17 protein-coding genes are annotated in these 18,745 nt (G+C 52.8%); 8 read left to right on the forward strand and 9 right to left on the reverse strand.

Features of this window, described 5'->3' with window-relative positions:
• Positions 1-36: 36 nt before the first annotated feature.
• The 5 genes from ACTG3Z_RS13135 to ACTG3Z_RS13155 form a co-directional block, all read right to left on the reverse strand.
• A complete protein-coding gene (locus ACTG3Z_RS13135; RefSeq protein WP_439143516.1) occupies positions 37-1,839 on the reverse strand; it encodes an AMP-binding protein in 1,803 nt (600 codons plus the stop codon).
• Between the two features lie 109 nt (positions 1,840-1,948).
• The gene (locus tag ACTG3Z_RS13140) at positions 1,949-2,713 is read right to left on the reverse strand and encodes an SDR family NAD(P)-dependent oxidoreductase (RefSeq protein WP_439143517.1); all 765 of its coding nucleotides are present in this window, start codon (positions 2,711-2,713) and stop codon (positions 1,949-1,951) included.
• A gap of 30 nt (positions 2,714-2,743) precedes the next feature.
• A complete protein-coding gene (locus ACTG3Z_RS13145) occupies positions 2,744-4,240 on the reverse strand; it encodes a TRAP transporter large permease (RefSeq protein WP_439143518.1) in 1,497 nt (498 codons plus the stop codon).
• On the reverse strand, positions 4,237-4,821 hold the full coding sequence (locus ACTG3Z_RS13150) for a TRAP transporter small permease (protein ID WP_439143519.1): 585 nt from the start codon (positions 4,819-4,821) through the stop codon (positions 4,237-4,239). Before ACTG3Z_RS13150 ends, ACTG3Z_RS13145 begins: the two co-directional genes overlap by 4 nt.
• A 78-nt stretch (positions 4,822-4,899) precedes the next feature.
• Positions 4,900-5,943 carry a TRAP transporter substrate-binding protein gene (locus ACTG3Z_RS13155; protein ID WP_439143520.1) on the reverse strand — a complete coding sequence of 348 codons (1,044 nt, stop codon included), beginning with the start codon at positions 5,941-5,943 and terminating at the stop codon, positions 4,900-4,902.
• Positions 5,944-6,248: 305 nt separating this feature from the next.
• Between ACTG3Z_RS13155 and ACTG3Z_RS13160 the strand changes: the two genes are divergently transcribed.
• Both ACTG3Z_RS13160 and ACTG3Z_RS13165 read left to right on the forward strand, forming a co-directional pair.
• Positions 6,249-6,653, forward strand: coding sequence for a MarR family winged helix-turn-helix transcriptional regulator (locus tag ACTG3Z_RS13160; protein WP_439143521.1), 405 nt, complete (start codon positions 6,249-6,251; stop codon positions 6,651-6,653).
• Between the two features lie 238 nt (positions 6,654-6,891).
• Entirely contained in the window at positions 6,892-7,677 is a 786-nt protein-coding gene (locus ACTG3Z_RS13165; RefSeq protein WP_439143522.1) for a crotonase/enoyl-CoA hydratase family protein, read from the forward strand.
• Between the two features lie 104 nt (positions 7,678-7,781).
• Here ACTG3Z_RS13165 and ACTG3Z_RS13170 read toward each other — a convergent pair whose 3' ends face one another.
• Positions 7,782-8,240 (reverse strand): MarR family winged helix-turn-helix transcriptional regulator, encoded by a 459-nt coding sequence (locus ACTG3Z_RS13170; protein WP_375265663.1) that lies wholly within the window; start codon positions 8,238-8,240, stop codon positions 7,782-7,784.
• A 78-nt stretch (positions 8,241-8,318) separates the two neighbouring features.
• On the opposite strand from ACTG3Z_RS13170, the gene ACTG3Z_RS13175 reads away from it, so the two are divergent.
• From ACTG3Z_RS13175 to ACTG3Z_RS13195, 5 genes are all read left to right on the forward strand, one after another.
• Positions 8,319-8,783 carry a DUF3237 domain-containing protein gene (locus ACTG3Z_RS13175; protein WP_439143523.1) on the forward strand — a complete coding sequence of 155 codons (465 nt, stop codon included), beginning with the start codon at positions 8,319-8,321 and terminating at the stop codon, positions 8,781-8,783.
• Between the two features lie 400 nt (positions 8,784-9,183).
• Positions 9,184-9,951, forward strand: coding sequence for an SDR family NAD(P)-dependent oxidoreductase (locus ACTG3Z_RS13180; RefSeq protein WP_439143524.1), 768 nt, complete (start codon positions 9,184-9,186; stop codon positions 9,949-9,951).
• Positions 9,952-9,982: 31 nt separating this feature from the next.
• Positions 9,983-11,752, forward strand: coding sequence for a feruloyl-CoA synthase (locus ACTG3Z_RS13185; RefSeq protein ID WP_439143525.1), 1,770 nt, complete (start codon positions 9,983-9,985; stop codon positions 11,750-11,752).
• Positions 11,753-11,862: 110 nt separating this feature from the next.
• Complete coding sequence (locus tag ACTG3Z_RS13190; protein WP_439143526.1) at positions 11,863-12,753, forward strand: amidohydrolase family protein; 891 nt, start codon at positions 11,863-11,865, stop codon at positions 12,751-12,753.
• A gap of 240 nt (positions 12,754-12,993) precedes the next feature.
• Positions 12,994-13,632, forward strand: a complete 639-nt coding sequence (locus ACTG3Z_RS13195; protein WP_439143527.1) for a hypothetical protein — start codon at positions 12,994-12,996, stop codon at positions 13,630-13,632.
• A gap of 31 nt (positions 13,633-13,663) precedes the next feature.
• Here ACTG3Z_RS13195 and ACTG3Z_RS13200 read toward each other — a convergent pair whose 3' ends face one another.
• The gene (locus tag ACTG3Z_RS13200) at positions 13,664-14,593 is read right to left on the reverse strand and encodes a helix-turn-helix domain-containing protein (RefSeq protein ID WP_439143528.1); all 930 of its coding nucleotides are present in this window, start codon (positions 14,591-14,593) and stop codon (positions 13,664-13,666) included.
• A 210-nt stretch (positions 14,594-14,803) separates the two neighbouring features.
• Between ACTG3Z_RS13200 and pobA the strand changes: the two genes are divergently transcribed.
• The gene (pobA, locus tag ACTG3Z_RS13205) at positions 14,804-15,988 is read left to right on the forward strand and encodes a 4-hydroxybenzoate 3-monooxygenase (protein WP_439143529.1); all 1,185 of its coding nucleotides are present in this window, start codon (positions 14,804-14,806) and stop codon (positions 15,986-15,988) included.
• Between the two features lie 124 nt (positions 15,989-16,112).
• Here the strand turns inward: pobA and ACTG3Z_RS13210 are convergent, their stop codons facing one another.
• Positions 16,113-17,399, reverse strand: coding sequence for a flavin-dependent oxidoreductase (locus ACTG3Z_RS13210; protein ID WP_439143530.1), 1,287 nt, complete (start codon positions 17,397-17,399; stop codon positions 16,113-16,115).
• A gap of 160 nt (positions 17,400-17,559) precedes the next feature.
• Positions 17,560-18,639, reverse strand: a complete 1,080-nt coding sequence (locus ACTG3Z_RS13215) for a tartrate dehydrogenase (protein ID WP_439143531.1) — start codon at positions 18,637-18,639, stop codon at positions 17,560-17,562.
• Between the last annotated feature and the right edge of the window lie 106 nt (positions 18,640-18,745).

The following is an 18,745-nucleotide window of genomic DNA, read 5'->3' on the forward strand; positions in this document are numbered from 1 at the left end:
ATTCTTCAAAACCCTGCACAATATTGCACCACTCATTCATGACGCAGTGGCCTTGATAACAAGGGTTGCGGGATCAGCATCGTCATAGAGCCGCTCCAACAAAGTTGCGCGGCGCACCAGCAGCTTCTTGAAATTGATGCTGCCTTTGGCCGTGATTTCACCATCCGAGATGGACAGCGGTTCCGTCAGAAAAATTGCACGCGCAATGCGGGTTGAACTTGATCCACCGATTGCGCGCAGCTTTTCACATACATCGCGTTCAAGGGACGCACAGCGCAAACCGCCGTCATGATCAACGCTATCGCTCGCTTCGCGCATTGTAACAGACGGGATAATAAAGAGACCGATCTCGTCGCGGTCCGCACCCGTGATAATGACATCCGAAACGGATGCCCCAAGTTCGGAAAGAATGTCGAGACGCAAGTTCGCAGCGCGCACCCAAGTTCCTGACGCCAGCTTGAATTCCTCTGAGATGCGGCCATCAAACCGCAAACCCAAGTTGCTGTCTGAGGGATCGACAAACACCATCGCATCGCCGGTTTTATAGAACCCTTCCTCGTCAAATGCATCCGCGGTTTGCTCTGGTGCATTCAAATAGCCGGTGAACACGCTTGGCCCCTTCATGCGCACTTCGCAACGCATATCTTCATCCGGGATCAGCTTGATATCAATTTCGGGCAGCGGCACGCCAACGACGCCAGAGCGATCTGTCGGCTGATGTTGCAACAACGCCGCTGGGGCAGTTTCAGTAAGACCCCAAGACGACGTGAAGAGAGGGATGTTTCCACGCACCTCTTGCGCCATGTCTTCCAAATCGCTCCAGACATCTTGAGCAAGGCTTGCACCGGCGTAAAATAACATATCTAGCTCTGCGAAAAAGCTGTGTCGCAAACCAGCGTCCGCTTTCAATGCGTCGCGGACCATTGCAAACCCAAGTGGTACATTGAACGCCATCGTTCCCGTTTTCAGCTTGAGGTTCTCTAGTGTTTTTCCGACCAAATGCGGCGCAGGTTTCCCGCCGTCGATATAAAGTGCGCCACCATTCGCAAGCATCATATTGAAGTTATGCGACCCGCCAAACACGTGGTTCCATGGTAACCAGTCAACAATCACAGGCGGGCGTGTCTTCAAGAAAGGCAGACCGTATGCGATCTGGGCTTGATTTACACACATCATCTTATGCGTCGTCGGCACCCCTTTCGGAGAGGAGGTGGATCCGCTGGTCATCAAGATTTTTGCTATAGTATCAGGGCCAACCTGTGCGTGCGCATCAGTGATGTCGCCTGCGACCTTTGAAAGCGCGTCCAAAGTATGCACGCCGGAACCGCCACCATGACCCACAAGCTTATGTACGTTCTGAAACACATCTCGGCTTAGCACCTCTGCCAGAGCATCACCGTCATCCGCAAAAACTGCGGCGGGTTTAACGAGACCGGCGACAAAATCAATCTGAACGCGCGCTTGTGGGATCAGCGCGTATTGCTCCGCGAGCGGGACGATGGGCGCGCCGATATATTGCGCAGCAAGCGAAAGAAGGCCGTGATTCACGCTATTGCCAGACACAATCAGGATTGCGGCCTGCGGCCCTAGTCCTAAATCAAGCAAACCACCCGCGAGCGCACGCGCTTGTTCGTGCGCCATTGCGAAAGTCAGTTCTCGCCATCCATTGCCAGAGCGTTCCGCAAGGAACACGGCGTCAGGCGTTTCATCTGCCCAATGCTCCAGCCAGTCAGTTGTTCTGTTTGCAACAGGCTCAAGCGTCCCATTAGAGCGCAAAAGGATCGACCCGTCAGCGCGGTCTGTGCGTGTCACATCATGTGCGCGATATTTACTGTCCATACACTACACCTCCAAATCTAGTTTAACTGCACCGCGTCGCTATTATCTGAGCGGTTGTTCGTGTCGCGGTGCCTTCGCGTTTGTGTCTCTTGTTTTCAATGCCATTTCGTCACCTTGGCGGCAGGCGAACAGCACCATCTAGGCGGATCACTGTCCCATTTAGATAAGCGTTGCGCGCAATGTCAGCAGCCAAATGGGCGTATTCTTCCGGCTGCCCCAAACGATGGGGAAACGGGATGTTTTCAACAATTCCCGCCACGGTTTCGCTCGGCAATTCTTCCATCATCGGCGTTTCGAATAATCCCGGTGCTATCGTCATGACCCGCACGCCCAGTTTCGCGAATTCACGTGCAGCCGGTAAGGTCATAGAAGCAATTGCGCCTTTGGACGCCGCGTAAGCCGCTTGGCCAACTTGCCCGTCTTCATATGCTGCAGAGGCCGTATTTATGATCACCCCACGTTCGCCAGTGTCCAATGGTGGCAAATCCATCATCGCTTGGGCCGCATAAGTCATCACGTTGTACGTCCCGAAAAGGTTCACTTCGAGCACATGGCGAAAGAGCGGCGTAGACACCTTCCCCTCTCGTCCAACGATGCGTGCGGCAATGCCAACGCCCGCACAATTCACGACAATACGCGGTGCTTGCCCAAACCGCGCCATTGCCGACGTGACCCCAGCCGCAACGGCATTTTCTTCTGTGATGTCACAGTGTTGCGAATACCCGCCAATTTCTGCGGCAACCTTCGCTGCGCGCGCGCCGTCACGGTCCAGAATTGCAACGTCTGCTCCAAGTTCGGCAAGATGACGCGCTGTGGCTTCACCAAGTCCGCTCGCCCCGCCCGAGACAAGAGCAACCTGTCCGTCAATATCCATTTGCAAGCGGCTCCTTTTCAGGCCTTGATCTTAAATTGGCAACAAAATCAGAGTGATGAGCGGGAAGGCGACAAGAAGCGCAACACGCACCAGATCGGACCCGACGAAATATAAAACGGCCTTATAAGTCTCAACCATCGGCGTTTTTCGATCCATCGCGTTGATCACAAAGAGATTCATGCCCACCGGCGGCGTAATCAAACCTACTTCGACGACGATCAAAACAAGAATGCCAAACCAAATTGCAATCCGTTCAATATTGACGCGGTTCAACGCACCTTCGGTCACGCCACGCAACTTCATTTCGCGCGTCATTTCTCGGGTAAGCTCTTGCCCATTGGCGAGAATTGTCTGCGCTTCTGCGAGTAAGGCCGCTGGAATTTCCTTGCCGTCTTCAATCATTTCAGCAAGCCGCGCTGACTGAAGATCGACCATGCTTACAAGGTTGAAATCAAGCTCTTGGACAATGGGCCAGAAAATCGGTATCGTGAGCAGGATCATCGACAGGCTGTCCATCAAACAACCAAGCAACAGATAAAACACCAAAATGATGATCAGCACGGTCCATGGGCTTAGTCCGCTGCCACCGACCCACGCCGCTGCCTCTTGCGGGAGTTGTGTAAGCGCAAGAAAGCCGTTGTAGAATGCAGCACCGAGTACAATGAAGAAAATCATTGCAGTTGAACGCGCGGTGACAAAAAAGCTCTCAGACAGCGTCGCACGCGTAAGCCCACCACCAAGAAACGCAATCAAACCAGTGCCAAACGCACCGACAGCCGCTCCTTCGGTTGGGGTGAACCAACCTTGATAGATACCGCCAACAACTGCCGCAAAGACGAGCAATACAGGCCAGACCGCGAGTAGTGCTTTGATCCGTTCGGAATATGGAACGCGCGGGCGCGTGCCAGCTGACGCGGGGTTGATGCGCACATAGATTGAAATGGTGATCATGTAGCCAATCGCAGCAAGAATGCCGGGAATGAACGCCGCGAGGAAGAGTTTAGCGATATTTTGCTCTGTCAGGATTGCGTAGATCACCAGCACGATTGACGGAGGGATGAGAATGCCAAGGGTTCCGCCTGCAGCAAGCGTTGCTGTCGAAAAGCCGCCAGAGTAACCGTATCTACGCAGCTCTGGCAGTGCCACCCGGCTCATCGTTGCGGCCGTTGCCAAAGACGATCCACAAATCGCACCAAAACCCGCACACGCCCCCACAGCAGCCATGGCAACACCACCTTTTCGGTGACCCAAAAAGCTCTCTGCGGCTTTGAAAAGCGCTTGGCTCATGCCGCCAAGGGTCGCAAAATGCCCCATCAGCAAAAACATCGGAATGATCGACAGTGAATAGCTAGAAAAGGTCGTAAACGTCTCTGACTTCAAACGCGCAAACGCGAGTGTTGAGTCCCCGGTCAGAACGAAAAGCCCAACCAAACCACCCAAGAACATTGCCAGACCAATCGGAACGCGAAGGAAAATCAGAACGAGAAGGGCCGGAAAGGACAACAGCCCTATGGTAATATCGCTCAATGCTCTGCCTCCAGTTCAGCGGGCAAGATCTGGCGGCCTGAGACAAGCTCTAGCACGCGCATCATTGCAACATAGACGGCAACAGTGGCCGAGGCCACGGCCGCAACAAGGCTTAGTGCGTAGGGCCACCAAACCGGAAATTCGAGAATAAATGTGGTCTGCCCTGTGCGCTGTTTGCTGAGCATACCTTGCGACAGCTCCCAAGCGATAACAACGATCACGAAGGCGAAAACAATTTCGATCAAAGTGCGTAAAATCGCGTTGGCTTTGTTCGGGAGTTTGGAAGTGAAAATATCCACCGATGCATGCGCCCCGGCTAGCTGGCACAACGGCAAGAAGGCAAAGATAACAAAAGCCATCCCCGCTTCGACAAGTTCAAACGCCCCATTGATCGGGCCAACCCCCGTAGAGAGCAAAGTTTGCGAAACTGTAGGGAAGGTAGTTTCGATAAGGTCAGAATGCAGGATTGTACTGATTGAACGCCCGATAATTGAGAGGCAAGTCTGAACGATCAAGATCGACAAAACGATCCCACCAAGGATTGCGAACAATCGTGCCAACCTGTCCATGAACTTATACATTGCTGCCCTCCCAAGCAGGCACTTCGACACCGCAGCCACTTGTTTAGCTGCGGTGTCTTTTTGACTTTAAGCTGTGACTTACAGCGAGCCAGTTGCGCCAGCGCATTCACCGCTCATCAAGCTTTTTGCCTGATCAATAAGCGCCTGACCATCAAGGCCACGGCCCTCCATGTCTGCAACCCATGTGTCATAAAGTGGGTTCACAAGTGCCTGCCACTCTGACGTGTCCGTAATGGTGATGATATTGTTGCCCATTTCGACAACATCAGCACGTACAGGCGCGTCAACGTCGGACTGAGTACCACCAGCAAAGACAGAGAAGTCCATGCCAGAGTTGTTATCAATCACAGCCTGCAAATCAGCTGGCAGACCGTCAAAGACGTCCTGATTCATCGCCATAACAAATGTCAGGTTATAAAGCGCCGGGCCTTCAAACTCTGTGTGGTTTTCCACAAGCTCTGGAACCTTCAAAGATGCGGTAACTTCCCAAGGAATGGTCGTTCCATCGATCACACCTTTAGAGAGCGCCTCTGAAACAGCTGGCACTGGCATACCCACGGGTGTCGCCCCTGCGAGCTCCAAAAGCTGGTTAACCAAGCGCGAACCGCCACGAATTTTCATGCCCTCAAGGTCAGATGGCGTTTCAACGGGATCAGCCGTATGGAACATGCCAGGTCCATGCACCCAAGTGCCAAGGATCTTTACGCCAGCAAATTCCGTGTCTTTCATGTGCTCTTCAAACATTGTCCAATATGCACAAGACGCAGCGCGTGCATCTTCAACCATGAAAGGAAGCTCGAAGACTTCGGTGGATGGGAAACGACCTGGCGTATATCCAACAACCGTCCATGTGATGTCTGCAACACCGTCAATCGCTTGATCAAGCAATTCGGGCGGAGAGCCACCAAGCTGCATAGATGGGAAGCGATCGATTTTGATCCGCCCATCAGAGTCCGCTTCGACTTTGTCGGCCCAAACGTCGAGAACCAGCTTTGGAACATTTGCTTGCGCTGGCAAGAATTGATGCAGCTTCAGCGTCACTTCTTGCGCAAATGCGCCAGATGCCGTGATCGCGAGCGCAGCAGCACTGCCCAGCATCCCTTTGATTATTTTCGATGTCATTTAAGTTCCTCCCTAGAACTCTTTGAGTGGCGTTGCACCCTGTAGCGTCAAGCTATTTACAGTCAATTTGCGTGTGCTCGTTAACAATAAGCACACTTAGAATAAAATGTATGGCACAGCTTTTTGATGCGGTCATCTATTTTTTCAAGAAACCTTGCCTCAGGCAAAAATCAAACTAAAGCGGTCACGGTCCTTGCCAAAGTCATAAGTATGCATATGATCACCGCATGTCGGAAGTCTACTCCATGCCAGGCCATCTAATTAGACGCCTTCAGCAGATCTCTGCTTCGATATTTGCACAGCACATGAAGGCGATTGGAAGCGATCTGACCTCTCCCCAGTATGCGGCTTTGGTCTTGATAAAGGAAAATCCCAGAATCGATCAGGCCACGCTTGCAGGTGCTATCGCCTTTGATCGCGCAACGATTGGCGGTGTCGTCGATCGCCTTGTCAGCAAAGGATATGTTGAGCGTACGACAAATCCAAAAGACCGCCGTGCGCGCGTGCTTTTATTGACAGCAGCGGGCGAAACGACCCTTGCCCAACTCAAACCCGTTGTTCAAAAATGCCAGTCCAGCATCCTGCCCAGCCTCAGCGCGAAAGAACAAGAAGAGTTTATACGTCTCGCCGCGAAAGTAGCTGCAGCTGAAAACGCGAATTCCCGCGCACCGCTTTTGAAGGTGCGATCAAACGGTGGTTTAGAACAATAATCGCCAATCGCATAGACCTGCCCACTAAGACATGCATGGAACTTCGGTATCCAAAAATACAACGGAAGATTGGGTCGGATAAATACAGGCGACATCATTGGAAGACGCGCAAATAATCGGCTCACAAGTCCGGTTGCGCGAACGCTTCGAAGCCCGCAATAACATTCAAAATAAAATTCGCTATGCAGAAAAACTGTTCAACAGTATAACAAACTAATCACAACGGGAACCGATTCATATGAACGATAATACTTCAAAACCAGGCAGCGTGACTCGGATCGAAATCGAAGGTGACATTGCAACCATCGTTTTCAATCGCCCTGAAAAGCGAAATGCCATGAACGATGCGCTTGTTGATGAGCTCGATCAGTTTTTCACCAAGCCGCCTGAGGGCGTAGCAGCCGTGATTTTGCGCGGTGAAGGTGGGCACTTTTGCTCTGGCCTCGACCTCGCTGAGCATGAGCATCGCGAACCGGTTGAAGGGGTATTTCATTCCCGCAACTGGCATCGTGTCTCTGAATTGATCGAATTTGGCGGGCTGCCCGTCATATCTGTTCTAACGGGTGCTGTTATTGGCGGCGGGCTCGAAATCGCCGCGTCGACACATGTGCGCATCGCTGAACCGAATGTACGCTTTCAACTCCCCGAAGGGCGCCGCGGAATTTTTGTAGGCGGCGGTGCAACCGTGCGCGTTGGCCGTTTGATTGGTGCGGACCGGATGCGGGAAATGATGCTCACAGGGCGCAACTATGGCGCTGAAGACGGTCTGCGACTTGGGCTTGCCCATTATTCTGTAGCCGAAGGCGAAGCACTACCATTGGCAAACAAACTGGCCCGCCAGATCGCTGACAATGCACCGTTTTCAAACTACTTGATGATCAACACGATCTCGCGGATCAACGACATGTCGCGCTCGGATGGTCTTTTCACAGAAAGTCTGGCGGCAGCAATGAGCCAAACCTCCGACGGGGCCAAAGAAGGTCTGCGCGCATTTCTTGAAAAGCGAGAGCCAAAGTTCCGCTAGGCCTATTGGTGTCACATTGCTGGCAAGCCTTCCTACGATACCACTTTGGCTTGTCTGGATCATTGATGCGCTCTGATTGCCCCCGTTTTCAAAACACACGCAGGTTAGCGTTTGATATTACGGATCTTCTTGAGCAAACCGACCAAGGTTTCGGTTTCTTGCGGCGTTAGATCACAGAGCAATTGCGCCTCATGAGCCATGACGGCTTCATTGGCCTGCTGATGAGCCTCTTCGCCCTCTCGCGTCGGCGCGAGAGCTTGGACGCGACGATCATTTGGCACGGGCTGGCGAACCACATAGCCACGCGCTTCCAAGTCATCAACGATCGCCACCAGACCAGAACGTTCGATGCCCAGCTTTCTTGCAAGATCACTTTGCGTGATCAAAGGAAATTGGACGATCAAAGCCAGCGCTGAAAAAACCCGAGGGGCAAGACCTTCTTCGCCAAGCGCCAAACGGAAATCCGCACTCACAATCAAATAGGCCCGCTTCAGATTGTACCCAACAAGATCTTCGAGCGTTCCATGATCTTCGCGCTGAAGAGCTGTATTCGGCTTTGGCATTCTGGCGTTCCTTGCTTGTATCAGTGCCGTTCATACGTCAAATTGTTTCCTAAGAAAACAAACAATAAGGCGTCTCAAATGGACCTTCCAACTCCGTCCCTTCATCATGTCTGCACTTTGATGGTGGACTTGGCACCGATCAAAACGCTGGGCAAGGGGCGCGCAGGTGAAAGACGGATCATCCCAATTATTGGCGGCACGGTGAGCGGCCCAGAACTGTCCGGGCGCATCTTGAACCTTGGTGCAGATTGGCAAACCGTTTTCGCCGATGGTATGGCGGAACTTGATACGCGCTATGCATTTGAAACCGATGATGGCGCTACGATTGAAATCATAAACTTCGGGTATCGCCACGGCCCCGCAGAAACTATCGCGGCGATTGCGCGAGGTGAACAGGTGGATCCCGACAGCTATTACATGCGCACCCATGCGCGTCTTGAAACGGGCGATCCGCGCTATGAATGGGTCAACAAAACGCTCTTCGTTGGCACTGGCGCGCGCAATGAAAGCAGCGTTCAGGTTGAACTTTACGCCCTTCGCTAATCCATAACCCAGCGCATCCGACCGAGATTGAGGCCAACCGCGAGCGACCAAATCGCTAGAAGCGCTCTAGAGGGCGTACACCGTTATTCCCAAGCACACCTTGCAATCTTCATCGCCCGATTTTCCGCTCCTCTCATAAAGTCACGTTCAACGAATGTTCAATCAGGATCGCTAATTAACAAAACTGTTTACCGATTAAACAAAGTAAGGTATCCAGATCGTATAGCATAGCGGACTAAAATTATGGCCCTACCTATACTGGCGCTACGCGAAACAACGTTGGCGCGTTGTAGACACCAAGGGCACAACAACCTTCGCAATGGCTTGGGAGATTCTTCAGAAACCCAGCGACACAGGCTGTGCTTTCTGATTTTCATTGGAACCACTTGGGGAGCGGCTTATGCAAGATTTTACAGGAAGCGGCGCAGTCGTAACCGGCGGAGCATCTGGGTTGGGAGCAGCTACAGCAAGCTTGCTGGCAAAGAACAGCATAGACGTCACACTGTTCGATCTGAATGAGCAAGCTGGCGAGGCCTTGGCCTCTAAGATTGGGGCCAAATTTCTACGCGTGGACGTCTCTGACCCTCAATCGGTTGCACAGGGTGTTGACGCTGCTGAAAAAGCCAATGGCGTGACACGCATCTTAGCAAATTGTGCCGGAATTGGCGGCGCAGCAAAGACCGTGTCCCGTGGTGCAGCACATGATCCCGCATTGTTTGAACGCACCTTGCGCGTCAATTTGATGGGCACATTCAATTGCGCCAGTCAGATCGCCGCCCGCATGGTCACCGCCGACCCAATAGACGCGGACGGCGCGCGCGGCGTGATCATAAACACTGCTTCAGTCGCGGCCTTTGACGGGCAAGTTGGACAAGTGGCTTACTCCGCATCCAAGGGCGGTATCGTTGCGATGACATTGCCAATGGCACGCGACCTTGCAGATAAGGGCATCCGCGTGAACACGATCGCGCCGGGCCTTTTCCTGACACCCTTGCTTGATGAGCTGCCCCCCGAAGTGCAGGAATCCCTTGGGCGGCAAGTCCCATTTCCATCCCGCCTTGGACACCCTGAAGAATATGCGCAGACGGTATTTCACATCACACAGAACAAGATGCTGAACGGCGAAACGATCAGATTGGACGGCGCTATCCGCATGGCACCGCGCTGAAACAGGAGTACTCCCAATCATGCGAGACGCAATGAACACATCCGACTTCTGGAGCCCTGAATTCATGGAGCAACACCGTGACGATGGCACAATTCTGATGCGCCAAAAGGGTGAATTGCCTGCATACCTTCCAACACTAGCCGACTATCTGGACAAGTGGGCGAACGAAGCCCCTGAGCGGACATGGATTGCGCGGCGCAATAGTGCTGGCGGTTGGGACAAAATTAGCTACGGCGAAGCCCTGATCAAAGCGAAAGCGATTGGCGGCGCGCTGTTGGCTATGGGGCTAGGACCAGAGCGTCCTTTAGTGATCCTTTCGGAAAACAGCCTTGAGCACGCATTGCTTGGCGCGGCTTGTTTTTACACTGGCATTCCATACGCACCTTTGTCCCCCGCCTACTCTTTGGTTTCAAAGGACCATGGCAAATTGAAAGACATTGCTGCGACCCTTGAGCCGGGTGCACTTTATGCAGATGACGGCGTGGCTTTTGCGCCTGCCTTCGCCTCAATCGCAGCTGAGGGGCGTGGAGTCATCACGCGACACAATCAAAGCGACGGGGCCATTTCATTTGAAAGCTTGTTGTCAGGTGATCCTGCTCTGGCAGAGGCTGCGCGCGCAACGGTAACCGGTGAAACGGTTGTGAAATATCTTTTCACGTCCGGCTCCACGGGTGCGCCAAAAGCTGTGATCAACACAAACACAATGATCTGTGCGATGGAGGCGATGGTCCGCGATTGCTACCGTTTTCTCGAAAAGTCTCCGCCGGTTGTTGTCAATTGGGCCCCTTGGAACCACACCGCGGCAGGCAACAAGGTATCCTATCTCGTCTTTACGAATGGCGGGACTTACTACATCGACGATGGCCGCCCTGTTCCTGGCAATTTTGACGAAACACTACGCAATTTGCGCGAAATTTCGTGCACTTGGTATTTCAACGTCCCCTTGGGGTGGGACATGTTGGTGGAAGCGCTCAAAGCAGACAAAGCCATGGCCGAGACGTTTTTCAAAAAACTTGGCATGATGTTTTATGCAGGTGCTGGCATGGCGCAGCACACTTGGGATGCTTTGCGTGAATTATCTGTTCAAACAACCGGTCGCGAGACCCTGCTGGCAACTGGGCTGGGTGCGACGGAAACTGCGCCCTTCGCGCTGGCCTGCACCGACATTCAGGACAAGGCTGGCAATATTGGAGTGCCCTCTAAAGGGCTTACTATGAAGTTGGTCCCGACAGGCGGTAAAATGGAGCTGCGCTTGAAAGGGCCATCCATTACGCCCGGGTATTATGGTGACCCTGAAAAAACTGCCGACGCTTTCGATGAGGAAGGTTTTTACGCAATGGGCGATGCGCTGCGCCCCGCAGACGCAAATGACTTCTCAAAGGGCTTCTTCTTTGACGGTCGCGTCGCAGAGAACTTTAAGCTCAACACAGGCACTTGGGTCGCCGTGGGCGCGGTTCGTGGGGCGCTAGTGGATGCGATGGGCGGACTTGTTCGTGATGCTGTAATTGTGGGCGAAAACGCACCTCAACTTGGCGCACTTCTGCTGCTGTCCGATAAAGCACAAGCCATGCCAGAAGCGGAGCGTCGGGCTGCGTTAACCAAAGCACTGGCATCCGCCGCAAAAGCTGCAACAGGATCAGCAAGCAAGGTCAGGCGGGTCATGATACTGCCAAATGCCCCAAGTTTTGAGTTGGGCGAAGTCACCGAAAAGGGATCATTGAACCAGCGGGCCATGCGCGCAAATAACGAAGACCTGATTGCACAGCTTTATTCAGAGGATCCAGACGCGATTGCGATCTGAGCGCGTCAGGTAGGCGTTGCAAAAACAAAGAAATACCCCAATCATTGCCGGCACGCATATCGCTAGGCTGTTTAGCTATCGGCACCCAAATTAGGAACGGAGTGAAGATCTTGGTAGATTTTTCAAAAGTCAAAGCAATCGACTTTCATACGCACGCAGAAGAGCCGTGCAACAGCTGTCGCGATGACGGCTACAACGAGTTCCAAGCAGGCATGGCAAAATATTTCCGCAATCCCGCCGGAGCCGACGGGATGCTTCCAACCGTTCCCGAAACCGCAGCCTATTACCGCGAACGCAATATCGCTGCTGTGATCTTTCCTGTTGATGCCGAACGCGAAACCGGTTTTCACCGCTACTCCAACGAAGACGTCGCAAAACTCTGTGCGGAAAACGACGACATCCTGATCCCCTTCGCATCCATCGATCCTCACAAAGGCAAAGCCGGAGCGCGTGAAGTTAAACGCCTTGTGCGTGATTTTGGCGTGCGTGGCTTCAAGTTCCACCCGACCATGCAGGGCTTTTTCCCGAACGACCGCGACGCATGTTACACCTTGCTTGAGGCCGTCGCAGAAGAAGGTGCCATCGCGCTTTTCCACACAGGGCAAACTGGTGTTGGGTCAGGCATGCGTGGCGGTATGGGCATGCGTTTGAAATACTCAAACCCGATGCATCTTGATGATGTTGCGGTAGACTTTCCAGATATGAAAATCGTCATGGCCCACCCGTCTTTCCCATGGACAGAAGAAGGGTTGTCAGTCGCGTTGCACAAACCGAACGTGTTTTATGACATGTCCGGCTGGTCGCCGAAATACTTCCCAGAAATCTTTATAAAATACGCAAATTCGATGCTTAAGAAAAAGATGTTATTCGGATCTGATTGGCCTGCAATTACGCCAGATCGCTGGCTTGCAGATTTCGCAGAAGCCCCTTTCAAAGATGAGGTTCGACCGCTGATCCTGAAAGAAAATGCGATGCGTCTTCTGGGTGTTTCCGAAAGCTGATCAGTTTGCTTGCGCTAAACTGAAGTCTTCCCGATTTAGCAACTTACTTGTGACCTTCGCGGCGGCATCATGCCGCCGTGCTAGACGATGAAACAGGCCAAACTCAGCCGACCCAAATTGCTACAAATTGACTTGATAAATCACACTCTTACCTACCTCCACGAACATTTGATTTTTTTTGCGCCGGAAAACCGCGTTCCGTCCGTATCATTCAAAGAAACACAAACGGAGATTTCTGAAGTGCCAACATCCGATCATTCTCGTCGCAATTTTATCGCCCGCGCTCTTGGTGCATTTGGTTTGACAGCCTTTGCAAAACCGGCTTTGGCGAATGAGCTAACACCCCCTGCGACGGAGGGGCCCTTCTATCCTAGCCCAGCCATGCGTCGCGCCGATGTTGACAATGATCTGGTGAAAATCATTGGTTCTGTGCAAGAGGCTGGTGGCGAAGTTGTCACGCTCAAAGGGCGTATCACCAACACTGATGGCACGCCTTTGGCTGAGCACCGGATTGAAATCTGGCAATGTGATCTCAACGGCAAATACCTGCACAGCGGTGATCGTCAGGCCATCGAATTTGACCCTTCGTTCCAAGGGTTTGGCCATGACATCACGGATGCGGACGGATCTTATGAATTCCGAACTATCAAACCTGTAACCTACCCAGGCCGTACACCGCATATCCATGTGAAAGTCTTTCAGGGACCAAGCGAAAGCGATCGCGAAGTGCTGACAAGCCAATTCTATATTGCAGGCCACTCTGCCAACCGCCGCGACCGCATCTTCAATCGCTTGTCAGAAAGCGATGCAAATGCAGTTTCGATGGCTTTTGAATTGATCGATGGGCGTGAGCAAGCGGTGGTGAACGTCGTCGTTTAGACCTTCAAGATCTTGAGAGCGACAAAAAGGATCAAGGTGAACGCGACAGGCCTTCACCGTCCTTTGTTGCGCGATACGTCTTGGGCGGAATGCCATAAGCGCTTCGGAACGTGCGCGTAAAAAACGACGGGTCTTTGAAACCTGAACGGTGCGATACCTCGGAGACAGGCAAACGCGTATATTCAAGCAATCGGCTTGCCTCCAGAATCCGTCGCTGTCGGATCAGTGCGTTTGGTGCTGATCCAAGCACCTGCTTGCAAACGCGGGTAAGATGGGGTGCGGACACGCCAATTTCCTTCGCATAGTCGTTGACCAAAAGATCTTTGCTGAACCTTGATTCCAGAAGGGTGCAAAATGCCTCAGCCTGTTTTTCATGGCGTGATACGCTTTCTGAAACGTGGGCCATGCTGTTTGATTGCGTACGCCCCACGTCCCCGGCGATGTACGTCAAAATCAGTCGCACAAGCGCCTGAAGAATCGCGTCGCGCTCGCGCTTCATGCCGTGATAGATTGGGCCCAACTGCGCGAAAGCAGCATCAATATACTCAAGGTTCTCACACCTGCCCTGAGCGAGCAAAGCAACGGTTGAAAACTCAGCCTGCTCTAGCGCTGTCTTGGCATCAGCCCACAGATCATTCACCCGCAGGCTCAGGACATCACCCTCGACATTCTCGTCAAAGCGGAACCCATGAGCAATTCCGGGAGGGATGAATAACACACAGGGTTGATCGTTGGTAAAAGTGCTATCTTCAATTCGATACGAAACTTTGCCTGCTCTCAGCAGAAATATCTGGGCAAGTCCGCGATGCCGGTGCAGGCGGATGGTCCAGTTATGTCGGCTGCTTCGTTCCCGGATTGTCTCGTGATGAACGGGATCGCGATAGTCACCGGACAGCAGTTCACCATACAAGCCATAACTCGGAACCGCGCCGACTTTTGAAACCGTTTTTTTCACTGTCACGAAACCATGCTCCAGTTTGGCCTAAGGCGCACCTATCATGCACGCATGTTTGGTGTTACGTACCGCCGCGCTGATCGAAAAGTACTAAAACTTGATTCATCTGTCCATAAAAATGGGCTATTTCGCCCCTGTAGTTACGACATAGTGCAATGATCCAACGCGACGCACAATGGGTTCACAACAGATCACTCAACACAAAAGGGACGCACAATGGCCGGAACTGTAAAAACACAAGTTTGCATTATTGGCTCTGGGCCAAGCGGTTTGTTATTGTCGCAAATGCTAGCAAATGCTGGCATCGACAGCGTTCTTCTTGATCGCCAAGACCGCTCCTACATTGAAGGCCGCATTCGTGCTGGCGTCTTGGAGCAAGGTACAGTCGCAGCCCTTGAAGAAGCAGGTGCCGCCGACCGACTGCACCGCGAAGGGTTGCCACATGACGGCTTCGAGTTGGCCTTTGACGGTGACAGGCACAGAATTGATATCAAGGCGCTGACAGGCAAGTCTGTCATGGTCTATGGCCAGACTGAGGTGACCAAAGACCTTTTCAACAAACGCGAAGCAGCTGGACAGGTTTTCTATTTCAACGTCGACAACGTGAAACCGACCGACTTGAAGTCCGCAACACCCAGTGTGCACTTCACCCACGAAGGCGAGCAACAGGTGATTGAGTGCGACTACATCGCTGGTTGCGACGGCTTTCACGGTGCGTCACGCCAAGCGATCCCTAAGGACGTGCTGCAAACCTTTGAACGGGTCTATCCTTTTGGCTGGCTCGGCATCATGGTCGACAAGCCGCCGGTGAGTCACGAATTGATCTATGCCAACCACGAACGCGGCTTCGCACTTGCCTCCATGCGCTCAGAGACACGCAGCCGCTATTATGTCCAATGCGATGTAAATGACGATCTGGCCAGTTGGTCAGATGACCGCTTTTGGGAGGAACTTGCAATCCGCCTTGGTCCAGACGCAGCTGCAAATCTGGAAACTGGCGCGTCTTTTGAGAAATCTATCGCACCGCTGCGCTCGTTCGTTGCCGAACCTATGCGCTATGGCAACATGTTCCTTGCTGGCGATGCAGCACATATCGTGCCGCCAACAGGTGCCAAAGGTTTGAACCTAGCGGTAGCAGATGTACGTTTGCTCTCGCGTGCTTTGATTGCACATTACCGCGACGCAAATGATCACTACATCGATACCTATTCCGAAACCGTTTTGAAACGGGTCTGGAAGGTTGAACGCTTTTCTTGGCAGCTCTCAACGATGATGCACCAGTTCCCCGAGAACACCGGTTTTGAAAAGCGCATGCAGCGCGCAAGTTTTGATGACATTCAAAGTTCTGAAACTGCATCCCGTGCGATTGCGGAAAACTATGTTGGCCTTCCGCTGGAATAATACCCAACAGTCTCGAAGCATAGGCCCTCAAGCAAGCACGTGCCGCGCGGCTTGAGGGGTTTCGAGCTGACGTTGTCGCTTTAGACAGCGTTGGCTCTACTGCGTTGGACCGACTTATATTGGCCTAAGACGCCATTTTGCGACCCGTCGCGATTGTTGGCTCCGCCACATTCAATTCATCCCGCGCGAAACCCGCAGCAGATTGATATTTGGCCATAAAGTCCACGCGTTCCGCTTCTGGAATGACGTCATCGATAGAAGCAAACTCACCCCCGCAGCGATCATTGACCATATTAAGTAACCCAAATGGCCCTGCCCCGCGATTGCGCAAGACCAATGCGGAAATCGGCCCACACAGCTGATCATTGTAAGCCTGCAAGGCGGCTTCATTCACCCCGTGCTCCAAGAATTTTGCCCCCAGAACACGTGCGTCAATGACGGCTTGGCTCGCTCCGTTTGATCCAGTCGGATACATAGCATGCGCAGCGTCCCCCATAAGCGCCACAGGGCCATCGAGCCATGTATCAACAGGATCACGATCAATCATCGGGTTTTCAAACGCCATGTCAGAGGAACGGATCAATTCGGGCACATTAAGCCAGTCGTAGGTCCAATCTTCGAAATGATGGAAAAAGTCATCGATTGGCACCTGCTTGAACCAACCGACATTTGCGTGCTCGGACGCATCTTCATAAGTCACTTCGGCGATCCAATTGACCAAAGCCAAGCCGGTTTTCGGATCAATCGGGCTGATCGGATAAACCACCATACGTTTTTCGTGCGTCCCAAGGCCAACGAACGACGAGCCTGTGCGAACAGGTTTTGCCAGCGTCGTGCCGCGCCACATCACTGCACCGCCCCAATGAATTGGTGGCTGGTCAGGATGCATCTGCGCACGGATCGCCGAATGAATACCGTCCGCGCCAATTAACAAAGTGCCCGTTTCGCTTACCGCTCCGGCTTCGGTATCCATGTGCAGAGTTACAGTGCCGTCTGCGTTGTGTTCATAGCTTTTCGCACGGTGGCCCGTACGAACAGCATCAGGCCCCGCAAGTTCAATGAATTTGCGGTACAGGGCCATGTGAAACTCACCGCGGTGCGCTGCATATTGGGGCCATTTATAGCCGGCGGACACACCGCGAGGTTCCGAATAAATCTCTTGGCCTTTCAGGCCGACCAGCGCAAATTCTTGAGAAGAAACCGCGAATTGGTCCATATCGCTTTCTGTAAAGCCAAGATCAAAAAGTTCGCGCACGGCATTGGGCTGCAAATTGATGCCAACGCCCAAAGGCTTTAGGTTACGCACGCTTTCAAACACCACACAGTCCACACCGATTTGATGCAGTGTCAAACCGAGCGCGAGCCCACCGATGCCACCGCCTGAAATCAAAACTCTGGGTGTCTTTGTCATGCGCTTTTCCTCTATCCTAGCGCTGCTTATCTCATCTCGTTTCTGGATCGCCAAGCGGATTGTTGAGCAGGTCATCGCACCCTATCACGCAGTTTGAGTGTCGATGCTTACCAACTGGATCAACGTGAAGAGACGGCGAATTTTTGTTGCCGGAACATACTTACGTCAGCGCATTGCGGCCTTTAACTGCCTCAATAACCGCATTGGTCACGTCCTTGGTCGTGGCCGTGCCTCCGACATCTGGCGTTAAGATACCGGCTTCGCAAACGCGGTCCACAGCGTTCATAAGATGCTCTGCCGCTGCATGCTCTCCGATGTGTTCTAACATCTGCGCAGCGGTCCAAAATGTTGCGACTGGATTTGCGATACCCTTGCCCGTGATATCGAAGGCCGACCCATGGATGGGTTCGAACATCGACGGGAAACGGCGCTCAGGGTCAATATTCGCTGTCGGCGCAACGCCAAGGCTGCCTGCCAATGCACCCGCAAGATCAGACAAGATGTCTGCATGAAGGTTGGTGGCGACAATTGTATCAAGACTTTGCGGATTAAGGGTCATGCGAACGGTCATCGCATCTACTAGCATTTTGTCCCATGTCACATCTGGAAATTCGAGAGCAACTTCTGCGGCGATTTCGTCCCACATCACCATGCCATAGCGTTGCGCATTTGATTTTGTCACAACAGTTAAGAGTTTGCGTGGCCGGGATTGGGCAAGCGAGAACGCAAACCGCATTATGCGCGTGACACCGACGCGTGTAAAAATGGACACTTCCGTCGCAACTTCTTCGGGCAAACCTTTGTGCGTGCGACCGCCGTTACCCGAATACTCGCCTTCGGAATTCTCACGTACAATCACCCAGTCCAAATCACCAACCCCAACGTCGCGAAGGGGCGCTTTCACGCCAGGCATTATGCGCGTCGGACGGACATTGGCGTATTGATCGAAGCCTTGGCAAATGGGCAAACGTAGGCCCCAAAGCGTAATATGATCAGGCACATCAGGCGCGCCCACAGCCCCGAAGTATATGGCGTCAAAGGGCTTTAACTGCTCAAGCCCGTCTTCGGGCATCATTGTACCATGGGTTTTATAGTAGTCAGATCCCCAGTCGAATGTCGTCACGTCAAACGACATGCCACCCAGATGATCCGCCAACGCGCTTAGCACACGCGTGCCTGCATCAATCACTTCGGGGCCGATGCCGTCTGCTGGAATGGCTGCGATTTTGTAAGTTTTCATAATGGCCCTCGGTTGTTTATAGTCGCGCATAGGAGCAAGCAAATGCGGTGAAGCAACCTAGCTTATCTGCGACTTGATCACCCAATCACAACCGGTTATTATTATA

It is taken from the genome of Planktotalea sp., assembly GCF_965659345.1.
In the GTDB taxonomy this organism is placed as follows: domain Bacteria; phylum Pseudomonadota; class Alphaproteobacteria; order Rhodobacterales; family Rhodobacteraceae; genus Planktotalea.